This is a genomic window from Yersinia aleksiciae (assembly GCF_001047675.1).
Taxonomy (GTDB): Bacteria; Pseudomonadota; Gammaproteobacteria; order Enterobacterales; family Enterobacteriaceae; genus Yersinia; species Yersinia aleksiciae.
The window spans coordinates 2286077-2298712 of record NZ_CP011975.1 but is presented as its reverse complement, the minus strand read 5'-3'; the positions used below and the strand labels follow the sequence as shown (position 1 = coordinate 2298712).

Genomic DNA, 12636 nt, shown 5'->3' with positions numbered 1-12636 from the left:
ACAAGCAGAAACAAGCGGTGTAAACAGCATAAAATTAGGATTAAATTGAATGGGTTTTACTCAAATGATAGTGGGTTATGCTGGTTATGTGATCATTTACTCAGTTAAAACTCGGAAAATGCAGTATCGAAAAAACATTTTCCCCCAAGGACGTACAGAAAAACTTACACAACGCTCTGGTCTGTGATCTAGTACAATAAACCACAGCACAATACCCTTTACTTTCCTATGGCCTCTCGACGATGAAACTGACTATAGAACGATTAACAGACCTGACTCATCAGGATTTTATCGATTTAGCGAAGATCTGGCCTGAGCAGCAGCAAGCCAGCTGGCAACAATGGATTATCGGCGGTAATCCGCTCTTTGCTGCGCGCTTTAATGAGCGCCTGTTAGGTGCAGTGAAAGTGGCCGTGGAGGGTCAAGAGGGCAAGCTTCAGGATTTGTGTGTCAGAGAGGTGACGCGTCGGCGCGGTGTGGGATTATACCTGATTGAAGAGACGCTGCGTCAGCTGCCAGCAGTTCAGTGCTGGGCGCTGAGTGATGAGCAGATCACAGCCGAAAATCGCGCGGCCATAACAGGTTTTATGCAGGCTTGTGGTTTTAGTCGTAGCACGCAGGGCTGGCAGCGATAACTCGCAGCAACCATAGCGGTAGAAGTGGCCGGATGAGGAGATGACCGGTTATTTTCACCAGCCCAGCCATGAATGCCAGAAAAGCAAAAGGGCGATATCTCTATCGCCCTTTCAGTCGTATCACAATCGCTGAATCGCCCTATTAGGCTTCAATTGCCATACGTAATTTTTTCATCGCATTTTTTTCAAGCTGACGAACACGCTCAGCGGATACACCGTACTGATCGGCCAGCTCCTGCAACGTAGACTTGTTGTCATCGTCTAACCAACGTGCGCGGATAATATGCTGGCTCCGCTCGTCCAAACCTTCCATCGCATAAGCCAGTTTGTCTGCTGCGTGGCCATCCCAGTTATCCTCTTCAATGCTATCGGCAAAATCAGAGGTTTTATCCTGCAAATACAGGACCGGGGCCATAGATTGGCCGTCACGTGCTTCGTCATCTGGAGATGGATCGAAGGTCATATCCTGTGCGGACATGCGGGACTCCATCTCGCGAACGTCTTTACTGGTCACACCCAGTTCTTTGGCAACCAACTCGACTTCATCTTGGTTAAACCAGCCCAAACGCTGCTTGGTTTTACGCAGATTAAAGAACAGCTTACGCTGAGCTTTAGTGGTTGCGACTTTAACAATCCGCCAGTTGCGCAGAACATATTCGTGAATTTCTGCTTTGATCCAGTGTACCGCAAAGGACACCAGACGCACCCCAACTTCAGGGTTGAAACGACGAACTGCTTTCATCAAGCCAATATTACCTTCTTGGATAAGGTCGGCCTGTGGCAAACCATACCCAGAATAATTACGGGCAACATGAGCGACAAAGCGCAGGTGAGACAGGATAAGCTGTTTAGCCGCTCCCAGATCGCCCTGGTAATGCAGCCGTTCAGCCAGCTCCCGCTCTTCCTCTGCAGTCAGCATTGGATAGGCGTTGGCAGCCCGAATATAGGCTTCCAGACTACCTTGGGGTACTAAGGCTAAAGTTTGCATTTCTTTGGTCATTCAAAACCCTCTCATTGCATTGGCTATAGTGCAGATTTCTCTCAGCGCCGATATTTTAGCATCTGCTTAGACAGATTCAAGCGCTGGGCACCTTATCATTTCACTGTGTTTTTCGACCGGATATTGCCATAAAAGTTCACGTTGGATCACATTTTTTGCAGTGGATCGTAGCAGATAACCGGTAATACACAGCAGGAAGCGTCGATGGGATTAACGGGCAAATAGCGCCTCTTTCCCTGCCGTAACTGAACACCGCAGGGAAAGAGTATAACAAACATTCTTTACTGCGGTGTAAATCGGCGTAAATGTTGCACCGTCGCCAGCCAGGCTGCGATCCAGCCAATCATAGCGGAGATCAAGACCAATAGCAGGCACTCATCCCAGCTTAGGCCATGCAGTGTGAAGCTGGTGCCGAACACCGTCGCCACCTGTGTGACCACTGAACCAAGCTTCCAAACCAGCGCTTCAGAGAGAATCAGCGACAAAACTGCGCCACCGAAGCCCAACATCGCGCCACCGTTCAGAAACGGCCGCAGGATGAATCCATCAGTAGCACCAATCAGCTTCATCACATTGATAGTATCGCGCCGACTGAAAATACTCAGACGCACACTGTTACCAATAACCAGGAACACGGCAACCACCATCAACACGCCAATCATCGCCGCTACCTGCCCAACCAAACCCGTGAGGGCGGCCAAACGGGCAAACCAGCTGTCGTCCATGCGGACCTCAGCGACCCCTTCCACTTTGCTGACTCGGTCACGCAAGGTATCCAGTGTCCCTGAACTTTGGAAATCCAACTTAGGTGTAATAATAGCGACAGCGGGCAGCGGGTTCTCTTCCAGCATATCCAGCGCACCACCAAAGCCGGACCAGTTACGGAACTCACCCATCGCTTCTTCCCGCGACAGGTAATTGACCTTCTCGACACCGGCTTCTGCTTTCAGCGTGGTGACCACATTTTCAGCCGCGTTATCATCCAGTGCTTTATCCAGATAAACCGTCAGTTGCGGGGTTGGATACCACTGTTCTGCCGCCTGACTGACGTTCTTCCACACGATATAGCAGACACTTGGCAGTGTCAGTGAGATGGCAATCACCATCACCGTCAAGAGTGTTGCCAGTGGTTGGCGCATCATATCGGCGATCGCATTGACCCACGAATAGCGCCACTGTTCACGCCAACCGCCTTTCAGCGCCTTGGTTTTAGCTTTCTGTGCATTATTCGCCATGGTGCGCTCCTGACATCCGCCCCTGACTCAGAGTCAGAATCGGGTAGCGCCGCCGGGCAATCAACGACGTATCGTGAGTTGCCATCAAGACGGTAACACCCACACGGTTAAACTCTTCAAATAAGCGCAAGATACCTTCGGATAACGCATCATCCAGGTTACCAGTGGGTTCATCCGCCAGTAATACCGCCGGTTTGTTCACTACCGCTCGGGCGATGCCAACGCGCTGTTGCTCACCACCGGAAAGCTGAATCGGGAAGTTCTTCGCCTTATCCAGCAGCCCCACCTTATCCAGCGCCGCTGACACGCGACGACGAATATCTTCGGTACTGGCACCAGCAATAATCAATGGCATGGCGACGTTGTCATATACCGTCCGGTCCAGCAACAGATGGTGATCTTGGAAGATCATGCCGATCTGGCGGCGCAGGAAGGGTACTTCGCGGTTTTTCAGGCGGCTGATATCGTGACCACCAAACCAAATATGGCCAGCACTGGGGCGCTCGATACCACAAATCAGCTTCAGCAGCGTACTTTTCCCTGCGCCAGAATGGCCGGTAAGAAACGCCATTTCCGCCGGTCGCAGATGAAAATCTACTCCTTGCAGCGCCTGTCGTCCGCCTAGATAAGCTTTACTGACCTGTTCAAAGCGAATCATCCGTATTAATCCTCTCGGGCAAAAAGAGCCTCAATAAAATCGTCAGCCTTGAATGGCCGTAAATCTTCTATACCTTCCCCAACACCGATATAACGGATTGGAATACCAAACTGATCTGCGATGGCGAAAATCACCCCGCCTTTGGCGGTACCATCCAGTTTAGTCAGGGTAATCCCAGTCAGACCCACTGCTTCATTAAAGAGTTTCGCCTGACTCACCGCATTTTGTCCGGTACTGGCATCTAACGTCAGCATAACCTCATGGGGGGCATCGCCGTCCAGTTTTTTCATCACCCGGACAATCTTCTTCAACTCTTCCATCAAGTGGGCTTTGTTCTGCAAACGCCCGGCGGTATCGGCCAGCAGCACATCAATACCACGGGCTTTAGCGGCTTGAATAGCATCGAAAATCACCGAGGCGGAGTCCGCGCCAGTATGTTGAGCCACCACGGCAATTTTGTTGCGTTCACCCCAAACTTGCAGTTGTTCTACCGCAGCGGCGCGGAAAGTATCTCCCGCAGCCAGCATGACGGATTTACCTTCAGCCTGAAATTGACGCGCCAGTTTACCGATGGTGGTCGTTTTACCTACACCATTAACGCCAACCATTAAAATAACAAATGGGTTTTTACCACTAACATCCAGTGGTTTGTCTACTTTAGACAGAATTTCGGACATTTCCTCTTTGAGCTTGCCATATAAGGCTTCGGCATCTTTTAGCTGCTTGCGGCTAGCATGCTCAGTCAATGAGGTAATGATTTTGCGAGTGGTTTCGACACCAACGTCGGCGATCAGGAGCTGTTCTTCCAACTCTTCAAACAGATCGTCGTCGATTTTTTTACCGCTGAACAGCCCCATAAAACCAGAGCCGAGATTCTGCTTGGTTTTAAGTAAACTGCGTTTTAACCGCGCGAAGAAGCCCTCTTTGGTTGGCCGCTCTTGTTCCTGCGCCACAAACGGAACAATGACCTCTTCAAGCTCTTCTTCCGGTTCTTCTTTCGATTCAATGTCGTCGTCAACGGCAGCATCTTCTTCAATAGCCGTATTTTTTTCAACGAGAGTATCTTCTTCAACGACAACCGTTTGCTCGATAATCTCAGTCAACGGCAGTTCCACAACAGCCTGTGGTACCACACTATCGGTAACGATATTCTTTTCTGTTATCGGCAGTTCTGGCGCGCTGACAGTCCCTTCATCCCATTCAGCAGCATTGTTATCATCACTCTGAGATTCAGAGAAATGATGCTGTAAGTACTCAGGTTCTGAAGATAAATTGATCGGCTCGTCGACGATTTGAGCAGTAGGTTCAGTACCCACCTCTGGCAGAGTTTCAGCCGCGGCTTCACTGATAGCAGCGCTATCCCACTCACCTGGCGTTACCGCAGATTGTTCATGTAGCTCTACTTCCGCAGGCGCACTTTCAGATGTTACTTCAGGTGCAACTTCGGCCTGTTTTTCGCTGATAACTTGCTCTTCAGCTGGCTCAGCAACACCTTTTTTCTCAGTAGCCAATGGCTCTACTGCTTGTTCTTCACTCTGACGGCCAAGACCCAGCCAGGAAAAAAATCCACGTTTTTTTTCTTTTGCCATTTTGGACTCTAATTACTTTGGGTTTGCATAAATAAGATAATAGTTCGCAAGTCTATCACTTTCCCCTGAACAGCAACACGCGCACGATGCTGCTTTCTATTGTGAATTCAATCAACAAAAGTTTAACGTTTCCCCCTAGGAGGAGCTATAGGTAGAATAGACGCTAACTCTCTTATCCAGTGCTGCAATACTGGCCGATTTTCAAGCAAAGCGATCTATGGCAAAACGACCGATAGCAAAAGAAAAACAAGCACCACAACAGTCCGCAGGACAGATCAGGATTATTGGTGGCAAATGGCGAGGGCGTAAATTGCCGGTGCCAAATAGCCCTGGACTGCGCCCTACAACAGATCGGGTCAGGGAGACACTGTTTAACTGGCTGGCCCCCATGATTCAGGGCGTTCGCTGCCTGGATTGCTTTGCGGGTAGCGGTGCCTTGGGGCTGGAAGCACTATCCCGTTACGCAGGCGAAGCCGTATTGCTGGAAGCCGATCGCCATGTTGCTAAGCAATTGAGCAATAATCTGACGCTCTTGAACGCCGAAAATGGGCAAGTGGTGAATACCAACGCCTTACAGTGGCTGGCCCAACCTGGGCAATCCTTTGATCTGGTATTCCTTGATCCTCCGTTCCGTAAAGGTTTGTTAGCGGAAACCATCAATTTACTGGAGCAATTTAACTGGCTGACGACCGATGCCTGGATTTATGTCGAAGCCGAGGCCGAAAGTGCCGCTACCGATGTCCCAGCCAGTTGGCAGTTGCATCGTGAGAAGATTGCTGGACAAGTTGCCTATCGCCTCTATATTCGTCGTAAAGGGGCTCACCAAGATGGTGGATCAGTTGAAGAACAGGAGCAACACCATGTGGATTAATCTCGGCCGATTATTGATGTTAGGAGTATGGTTCTTCTTGCTGCTGAATCTGTTCCAGCCATTCCCTACCCCCCTAAAATATTTTGTTAATGTTGCTCTGATTTTTATGGTGTTGATGCACGGTCTACAACTGATATTGCTCAAATCCACCCAACCAAAAGATCAACCGATCAGTGGATTGCAGCAATTTAAAATTTTTGTCTTCGGGGTGTTCGAATTGCTGGCTTGGCAAAAGAAACAACCGCCACTGCCTAAAAAATAGCGCTTCTGCCGCGATGCTGTTGCCTAAGCTGCCATTGCTAAGGGTTATGGCAGTACTGGCTTATTTAGCGGCTGAATTTGGGGTAAAACCAATATAGCGGGTGCCTTGTAAACGCAATGTTCCCTGCGCGCCTTGCTCTATACGGTTATATTCCTGTTTTGGCAGTATCATTTTGATTTTACTGTCATTTTCCACCATTATACCGCTGAGAAGTGGTTGAAAATAGACCTCATAGCGCTTCTCTTCGGCGACAATCTCTTCGCGCTGACGCGAGCGGCGATTAGGGGCCAATACTTCCCGCTTTTCGACCACTTCAACTTGTAGGCTGCGCACCGGTGCGCGGTCATTTTCTGCATCCTGCCGTTTTTTCTGCCAGTATTGACGAGTCGCCAGCACAGCGATCAATACCACCACGGCAATCAATAATAACGGAGGTTTACTCATAAGGGATTACCTGAAAGATCTCACTCGATAGCAATATTAGGTTTATGACCCAACCTTTAAGGCTTATTACCCGGCAAATAAGGGAAACTCATCACGTTACTGCCCAATTCGGAGATCCGGGCGCTGCCCTTTTCCGTCACGGCATCAATGCGAATAACCGAATGCAGGGGAATATAGCTACGGTTAACACCTGAAAACTCAGTCTTCAGCTTTTCCGTTGAGGGGTCGACCAGCAATGTTGATTGGCTATCGAAGACAAAATCAGCAATTTCAATAAATCCAAAGAGGTGACTTGGCCCTACCTCGCGGACATAGAGCTGATAATTCTTACCGTTATTTATAAACTGAATACGATAAAGCAACTGTTCATTGGCCATGGCGTTACCTGCCTCTATCCCTTGATTTAGCGAAAGGAAATCGGCGTTAACATAACATGTGAGCCAAACAAGACCAAGACCTGCACAGGTTGATTCTGCCGCTAAATCTGATTATGCGCACTGCCGCGCATTAAGTGTCATAAAACATACAAATCACTCTCGCATCGCTATCACTCTGCTCTTCCTTCCTTTACACTTATTCAGTGTATATACCCAAAGTTATTGGTGTTGCGTCTTTTTATTACAACCCAGGTATCTCGCTGAAACCTGCATAGAAAAAAGGATAAATAATGAGCTGGCCATTCCTTGCCGTATTCTTTTCTGGTTGGTTGTTTGTCGATGCTACTTATCGTGGCCCACGCTGGCAGCGTTGGGTATTCAAACCCGTCACTCTACTGCTGCTACTCTTACTTGCCTGGCAAGCGCCAATCCTTGGCCCTATGGGGTATCTGATTGTATTAGGCTTGTTGGCGACCTTGGCCGCCGATGCCCTATTGCTGCTACCCAGTGAGCGCTTACTTTATGCGCTAGGGGCATTTTTCCTCTCACATTTACTCTATACCGTCAGCTTTGCCAGTCAGATGACCTTCACGCTGTTTTGGCCACTTCCTCTGGTTTTGATCATTATCGGTGTATTGCTGTTAGCCACCATCTGGACAAAGCTGGCAGAGATGCGCTGGCCCGTCGTGGCGTTTGTTGGCATGACGTTATTGATGGTGTGGATGGCTGGTGAGCAATACTTTGCCCGCAGTACTGACCTGAGCTTCTCATTGCTGGCAGGGACAGTGTTACTGCTGATTTCACACAGTATTTGGCTACTAAACCGCTATCGTTTCTCTTTCCGGGCTTCAGACGCCATCGTCGCGGGATGCTATTTTGTCGGGCACTTCCTGATTGTCAGATCACTATATTTGTAACTGAGTAACTGAGTGAGTACAGCAATACATTATTTAGCAGATTGATGTGACTCATGGCTCCAGGGAAGGAGCTAAGCCCTAAAGCGTGGGATGCGCTCCCTTTAGTCATGCCCTTCCTGATAGTAAAAACCCTTTTTAGCAATTATTCTCATTTACACTATTGACTCTGGAGTTGACTCCAAGGTGTAGAGTGCCGTCATACCTGCTAAATCCTATTAAGGGGTCACTACTATGCATTCACATTCTGAACATAAGCACTCAACTGAGACACAGGGTAACTGTGACTGCGGTCATACTCATGCCAAAAAACAGGTCGGTTGCAGCAGTCAGCACGCAGCCAATACCAACAATGACAGTGTAAAATCAGTGAGTGAGCACTCACATAAGGATGGAGATTGCTGTAGTCAGAGCCATGCAGATGAAGGTGATGACGAAAGCGACATACCTGCGGCAGCTGTGCCTGCGGGGAGTCAGCGCTTTAGCTGGCAAGTCAAAGGGATGGACTGCCCAAGCTGTGCTCGAAAAATTGAGAATGCCGTCAGTGGTCAGGTTGAGATTGAAAATGTAAAAGTGCTCTTTGCCACGGAAAAACTGGTGGTGGACGCCCGCACGGATATTCGCCTGCAAGTCCAGCAGGCAGTTAAGCAGGCCGGATTCACTCTGGTAGATACCCAGTTATCTGCCGAAAATAAGGTCGATGCATCCGAATCGCGCCTTCGCGAATATCTGCCAATCGCGCTATTAACCCTGCTGATGCTAATCAGTTGGGGAATCTCTTTATTCAGCACCGAACTGGCGGAATTTGCCTTCGCCGCGACCACCATTGTCGGGCTGATTCCCGTGACCACCAAAGCCTGGAAGCTGATTCGCTCAGGCACACCTTTTGCCATTGAAACCTTGATGAGTGTCGCCGCTATTGGGGCGATGTTTATTGGCGCAACCGCTGAAGCAGCAATGGTATTGCTGCTGTTTATGATCGGTGAATTGCTGGAGTCCTACGCGGCAAACCGCGCCCGTCGTGGGGTAAAAGCGCTAATGGCGCTGGTGCCAGAAGAGGCGTTGCTACTGAAAAATGGCGAGCGAGTCTCAGTTCCAGTCGCCAGTTTACGCCCCGGCGACATCATTGAGATCGCACCGGGAGGTCGCCTACCCGCTGATGCCGAATTAATGACCCCATTCGCCAGCTTTGATGAGAGCGCCCTCACCGGGGAGTCAATTCCTGTTGAGCGCCTGCAAGGTGAAAAAGTTGCGGCGGGCTGCTTATCTGTCGATCGCGCCACTGAGATGCGGGTGATTTCAGAGCCGGGTAATAACGCCATTGACCGTATTCTGCAACTTATTGAATTAGCAGAGGAACGCCGTGCCCCCATTGAGCGCTTTATTGATCGTTTCAGCCGTATTTATACCCCTGCGATTATGTTGCTCTCGGTGCTGGTGATGCTGGTGCCGCCGTTGGCTTTCGCCGAGCCTTGGGAAAGCTGGATTTACCGTGGCCTGACGTTGCTGCTAATTGGTTGTCCGTGCGCACTGGTGATTTCTACTCCTGCCGCAATTACCTCCGCACTGGCGGCGGCAACGCGGCGTGGTGCACTGATTAAAGGGGGTGCGGCGCTAGAACAACTTGGGCGCATTCAAACCGTGGCTTTCGACAAAACCGGCACGCTAACGGAGGGTAAACCGAAAGTCACCGATATTCTGCCTGCCGCTGGTGTAACTGAAACCCGCCTGCTGGCCTTGGCCGCAGCGGTCGAAGGCGGATCACACCATCCGCTGGCGATCGCGATTATGCAGCGAGCACAACAAAACACCCCACTGCTGCCGCTGGCTGAAGGGCGTCGCGCCCTAGCCGGTATCGGCGTTGAAGGCCGAGTGAATGGTCTGGCGGTACGTGTCAGTGCACCTGGTAAATTGCCCGCAGGGCTATTGACCGATGAGTGGCAAACGCAGCTCGATCAGTTGGAGAGTCGTGGCAAAACTGCCGTGGCCGTACTGGAGGATGAGAAGTTTATTGGCTTGTTGGCGCTGCGCGACACATTACGTACCGATGCTAAGCAGGCTATTGATTCGCTGAAAAAACTGGGCATTAAAGGTGTGATGTTAACCGGCGATAACCCACGGGCGGCGGCGGCGATTGCCGGTGAGTTGGGAATTGATTACCGCGCTGGATTGTTGCCCGCTGACAAAGTTCAGGCGGTGATGGCGCTGAATGAAGCTCAGCCGACAGTGATGGTCGGGGACGGTATCAATGACGCACCCGCGATGAAGGCCGCCAGCATTGGTATTGCCATGGGCAGTGGCACTGATGTGGCACTGGAAACAGCCGATGCTGCGCTGACCCATAACCGGCTTACCGGGCTGGCAGAGATCATTCTGTTATCGCGGGCGGCAAATGCCAATATTCGCCAGAACATTACTATCTCGCTCGGGCTGAAAGGGATTTTTCTGGTGACGACACTGCTGGGCTTAACCGGCTTGTGGCTGGCGGTATTAGCGGATTCAGGCGCCACCGCATTAGTAACGGCTAACGCATTGCGGTTATTGCGAAAAAGAGATGTTTAAGCGCTGAGACTAAAGGGGCAAATTACCCCGCCTTTGCCCCTTTTTTCACCAGATACCGATAGGGGGTCTGTTGGGTATCTTGGGCCAGCAACTGGTGATCCATAAAGCGGCAGAAGCCGGGGATATCACGAGTGGTGGCTGGGTCGTCAGCAATGATCAGCAGTGTTTGGCCCTCTTCCATGTGTCGGACCGTTTTACGCACCATCATCACCGGCTCTGGGCAGCGCAGGCCCAATGCATCAAGTGTTTTATCTGGATGAGCAAAAATATCGGTCATGGCGGTTCTCTTGTGGGTCAGCACACGGTGGCGCGAAAAGTATAGGGGCTTATTATATTTGCTTGCGAAGTCGTAGAGTTTACGAAGCCGCCTAGTTTGCAAGGAGGCGTAGTTTGCAAGGAGGCATAGTTTACCCCGCTCATTTTTAGGTGCAAGTAGCACTCACCTTTGCGTTAAAATTAACCATTGCATTCGTTGCGCAAACGGGTATCATGCCGCCGCACCGTAAAATTACGGTACATTTTTTTTGGGTTCCCTCACCCCAATAACCAAAAAGGTCACATTTATGTTTTCGTTTACTCCCCAACAGCGGATGACCGCTTTGGTATGGCTGTCGCTATTCCATATTGTCATCATTACCTCCAGTAACTATCTGGTGCAATTACCGATCGCTATCTTCGGTTTTCACACCACCTGGGGGGCCTTTACCTTTCCGTTTATCTTCTTAGCCACCGACCTGACTGTGCGGATTTTTGGTGCCCCTTTGGCGCGCCGGATTATTTTGTCGGTGATGGTGCCGGCGCTGCTGATTTCATACCTGATTTCGGCCCTGTTTTATCAGGGAAGCTGGCAGGGATTCCCAGCGTTAACCACTTTTAATCTGTTCGTAGCGCGTATCGCGGCTGCCAGTTTTATGGCCTATGTGCTTGGGCAGATTCTGGATGTTCAGGTGTTTAACCGCCTGCGTCAGCGCAGTGCCTGGTGGGTTGCCCCAACGGCAGCAATGTTCTTTGGCAATATCAGCGATACCATGGCGTTCTTCTTTATTGCGTTCTACCGCAGTAGTGATCCGTTTATGGCCGCAAACTGGGTGGAGATAGCCCTAGTGGATTACAGCTTCAAGCTGCTGATCTGCATGTTGTTCTTCCTGCCAGCTTATGGCGTGATGCTCAATGTATTACTGAAATACTTTGCCCGCAAAACTGACCAGCAAGCATTGGCGACCGCCAGTTCTGCGACACATTAATGAGTATTCAGGCAGCCACGCCCCTGTGGTTGCCGCCCTCTTGCCAACCACCGCTGCTGGATTGTTCCTAAAACCGCCCGCCTCTTCGTGACCTGCTGAACAATAGGTTGCTTTTAGCGACTGAATAAGGTGCGATATACTTATTAATCATTAATAACTGATTAGTTATCGGTGACGGTGAGTCATCGCATTTAACACGCGCTCAGCATTAATAAGGAACTCCCATGCATAAAATTACCCAGTTTCTCGCCGTCGGCCTGCTGGTTGTCGGACTCAGTGCCTGTGATAGCGGCAGCGATAGCAATGTCGGCCAGCCGGTCAGCTTGATGGAAGGTAAAGTCGCGTTGAGTTTGCCCGCAGATTTATCGGACCAAAGCGGGAAGATGGGCAATCAAGCCAATAATATGTATGTTTTCGCCAATAAAACCGGTGATAAAGCGGTGATCGTGATTTTAGGCGATAGCACCGATGAAGCGCTGGATGTACTGACTGCCCGTTTAGCCGATCAACAACGTGCGCGCGATGCCAACCTGCAAGTAGTGACAAATAAAGCGATTAAAATAGACGGGCAGCCCTTCCAGCAGTTGGACAGCATTATTACCAGCGGCGGCCATAAAGCCTACTCATCCGTGTTGATGGGGAAAATCGATAACCATTTGATGACCATGCAAATTACCCTGCCGGCTGACAATCAGCAGCAAGCGCAAGCTGAAGCAGAGTCCATCATCAGCACCTTGAAACTGAAATAGCCTTCCTCAACAGAGCGCGGTCAATCGCGCTCTCAGACTGTTGACAAAGTTGATTGGCGGGGAAATGTGCCGAATGGGTCGTAACGGCGTGAGCCG

Annotated in this window: 14 protein-coding genes; 7 read left to right on the top strand and 7 right to left on the bottom strand. The window is 50.2% G+C overall.

What is annotated here, in order from left to right; all coding sequences use genetic code 11:
- The first annotated feature begins 242 nt into the window (after window positions 1-242).
- A complete protein-coding gene (panM, locus tag ACZ76_RS10360) occupies window positions 243-635 on the top strand; it encodes an aspartate 1-decarboxylase autocleavage activator PanM (RefSeq protein ID WP_048618874.1) in 393 nt (130 codons plus the stop codon).
- 142 nt (window positions 636-777) lie between these two features.
- On the opposite strand, the gene rpoH is transcribed toward panM, so the two are convergent.
- The 4 genes from rpoH to ftsY all read right to left on the bottom strand — a co-directional run bounded on the left by rpoH (window position 778) and on the right by ftsY (window position 5117).
- Window positions 778-1635, bottom strand: coding sequence for an RNA polymerase sigma factor RpoH (gene rpoH, locus ACZ76_RS10355; RefSeq protein WP_048618873.1), 858 nt, complete (start codon window positions 1633-1635; stop codon window positions 778-780).
- 281 nt (window positions 1636-1916) lie between these two features.
- Window positions 1917-2870, bottom strand: coding sequence for a permease-like cell division protein FtsX (ftsX, locus tag ACZ76_RS10350; RefSeq protein ID WP_048618872.1), 954 nt, complete (start codon window positions 2868-2870; stop codon window positions 1917-1919).
- Window positions 2860-3528, bottom strand: a complete 669-nt coding sequence (gene ftsE, locus ACZ76_RS10345) for a cell division ATP-binding protein FtsE (RefSeq protein WP_004391337.1) — start codon at window positions 3526-3528, stop codon at window positions 2860-2862. The genes ftsX and ftsE overlap by 11 nt, the downstream gene beginning before the upstream one ends.
- A 5-nt stretch (window positions 3529-3533) precedes the next feature.
- Complete coding sequence (gene ftsY, locus ACZ76_RS10340) at window positions 3534-5117, bottom strand: signal recognition particle-docking protein FtsY (protein WP_048618871.1); 1584 nt, start codon at window positions 5115-5117, stop codon at window positions 3534-3536.
- A gap of 217 nt (window positions 5118-5334) precedes the next feature.
- Here ftsY and rsmD point away from each other — a divergent pair, with 217 nt between their 5' ends.
- Window positions 5335-5988 carry a 16S rRNA (guanine(966)-N(2))-methyltransferase gene (gene rsmD / locus ACZ76_RS10335; protein ID WP_048618870.1) on the top strand — a complete coding sequence of 218 codons (654 nt, stop codon included), beginning with the start codon at window positions 5335-5337 and terminating at the stop codon, window positions 5986-5988.
- Window positions 5978-6250 (top strand): DUF1145 family protein, encoded by a 273-nt coding sequence (locus ACZ76_RS10330; protein ID WP_048618869.1) that lies wholly within the window; start codon window positions 5978-5980, stop codon window positions 6248-6250. The genes rsmD and ACZ76_RS10330 overlap by 11 nt, the downstream gene beginning before the upstream one ends.
- Before the next feature lie 60 nt (window positions 6251-6310).
- On the opposite strand, the gene ACZ76_RS10325 is transcribed toward ACZ76_RS10330, so the two are convergent.
- Together ACZ76_RS10325 and ACZ76_RS10320 are read right to left on the bottom strand one after the other, a co-directional pair.
- Window positions 6311-6694 (bottom strand): DUF2500 domain-containing protein, encoded by a 384-nt coding sequence (locus tag ACZ76_RS10325; protein ID WP_048618868.1) that lies wholly within the window; start codon window positions 6692-6694, stop codon window positions 6311-6313.
- Between the two features lie 56 nt (window positions 6695-6750).
- Window positions 6751-7071, bottom strand: a complete 321-nt coding sequence (locus tag ACZ76_RS10320; protein WP_048618867.1) for a DUF1820 family protein — start codon at window positions 7069-7071, stop codon at window positions 6751-6753.
- Window positions 7072-7361: 290 nt separating this feature from the next.
- Between ACZ76_RS10320 and ACZ76_RS10315 the strand changes: the two genes are divergently transcribed.
- Both ACZ76_RS10315 and ACZ76_RS10310 read left to right on the top strand, forming a co-directional pair.
- Window positions 7362-7988: a lysoplasmalogenase gene (locus ACZ76_RS10315; RefSeq protein ID WP_048618866.1), complete on the top strand. Its 627-nt coding sequence runs from the start codon at window positions 7362-7364 to the stop codon at window positions 7986-7988.
- A gap of 231 nt (window positions 7989-8219) precedes the next feature.
- On the top strand, window positions 8220-10547 hold the full coding sequence (locus ACZ76_RS10310; protein WP_048618865.1) for a zinc/cadmium/mercury/lead-transporting ATPase: 2328 nt from the start codon (window positions 8220-8222) through the stop codon (window positions 10545-10547).
- Between the two features lie 22 nt (window positions 10548-10569).
- Here the strand turns inward: ACZ76_RS10310 and tusA are convergent, their stop codons facing one another.
- Entirely contained in the window at window positions 10570-10824 is a 255-nt protein-coding gene (gene tusA, locus ACZ76_RS10305) for a sulfurtransferase TusA (protein ID WP_048618864.1), read from the bottom strand.
- A 286-nt stretch (window positions 10825-11110) separates the two neighbouring features.
- On the opposite strand from tusA, the gene ACZ76_RS10300 reads away from it, so the two are divergent.
- Entirely contained in the window at window positions 11111-11791 is a 681-nt protein-coding gene (locus ACZ76_RS10300) for a 7-cyano-7-deazaguanine/7-aminomethyl-7-deazaguanine transporter (protein ID WP_048618863.1), read from the top strand.
- A gap of 224 nt (window positions 11792-12015) precedes the next feature.
- A complete protein-coding gene (locus ACZ76_RS10295) occupies window positions 12016-12540 on the top strand; it encodes a DcrB family lipoprotein (protein WP_048618862.1) in 525 nt (174 codons plus the stop codon).
- Window positions 12541-12636 lie beyond the last annotated feature (96 nt).

What these genes read in the sequence shown, in the direction of transcription:
- panM (WP_048618874.1), top strand. Translation starts at nt 243, where the DNA reads ATGAAACTGACTATAGAACGATTAACAGACCTGACTCATCAGGATTTT.
- tusA (WP_048618864.1), bottom strand. Translation starts at nt 10,824, where the DNA reads ATGACCGATATTTTTGCTCATCCAGATAAAACACTTGATGCATTGGGC.
- ACZ76_RS10320 (WP_048618867.1), bottom strand. Translation starts at nt 7,071, where the DNA reads ATGGCCAATGAACAGTTGCTTTATCGTATTCAGTTTATAAATAACGGT.
- ACZ76_RS10300 (WP_048618863.1), top strand. Translation starts at nt 11,111, where the DNA reads ATGTTTTCGTTTACTCCCCAACAGCGGATGACCGCTTTGGTATGGCTG.
- ftsE (WP_004391337.1), bottom strand. Translation starts at nt 3,528, where the DNA reads ATGATTCGCTTTGAACAGGTCAGTAAAGCTTATCTAGGCGGACGACAG.
- rsmD (WP_048618870.1), top strand. Translation starts at nt 5,335, where the DNA reads ATGGCAAAACGACCGATAGCAAAAGAAAAACAAGCACCACAACAGTCC.
- ACZ76_RS10325 (WP_048618868.1), bottom strand. Translation starts at nt 6,694, where the DNA reads ATGAGTAAACCTCCGTTATTATTGATTGCCGTGGTGGTATTGATCGCT.
- ACZ76_RS10330 (WP_048618869.1), top strand. Translation starts at nt 5,978, where the DNA reads ATGTGGATTAATCTCGGCCGATTATTGATGTTAGGAGTATGGTTCTTC.
- rpoH (WP_048618873.1), bottom strand. Translation starts at nt 1,635, where the DNA reads ATGACCAAAGAAATGCAAACTTTAGCCTTAGTACCCCAAGGTAGTCTG.
- ACZ76_RS10315 (WP_048618866.1), top strand. Translation starts at nt 7,362, where the DNA reads ATGAGCTGGCCATTCCTTGCCGTATTCTTTTCTGGTTGGTTGTTTGTC.
- ACZ76_RS10295 (WP_048618862.1), top strand. Translation starts at nt 12,016, where the DNA reads ATGCATAAAATTACCCAGTTTCTCGCCGTCGGCCTGCTGGTTGTCGGA.
- ftsY (WP_048618871.1), bottom strand. Translation starts at nt 5,117, where the DNA reads ATGGCAAAAGAAAAAAAACGTGGATTTTTTTCCTGGCTGGGTCTTGGC.
- ACZ76_RS10310 (WP_048618865.1), top strand. Translation starts at nt 8,220, where the DNA reads ATGCATTCACATTCTGAACATAAGCACTCAACTGAGACACAGGGTAAC.
- ftsX (WP_048618872.1), bottom strand. Translation starts at nt 2,870, where the DNA reads ATGGCGAATAATGCACAGAAAGCTAAAACCAAGGCGCTGAAAGGCGGT.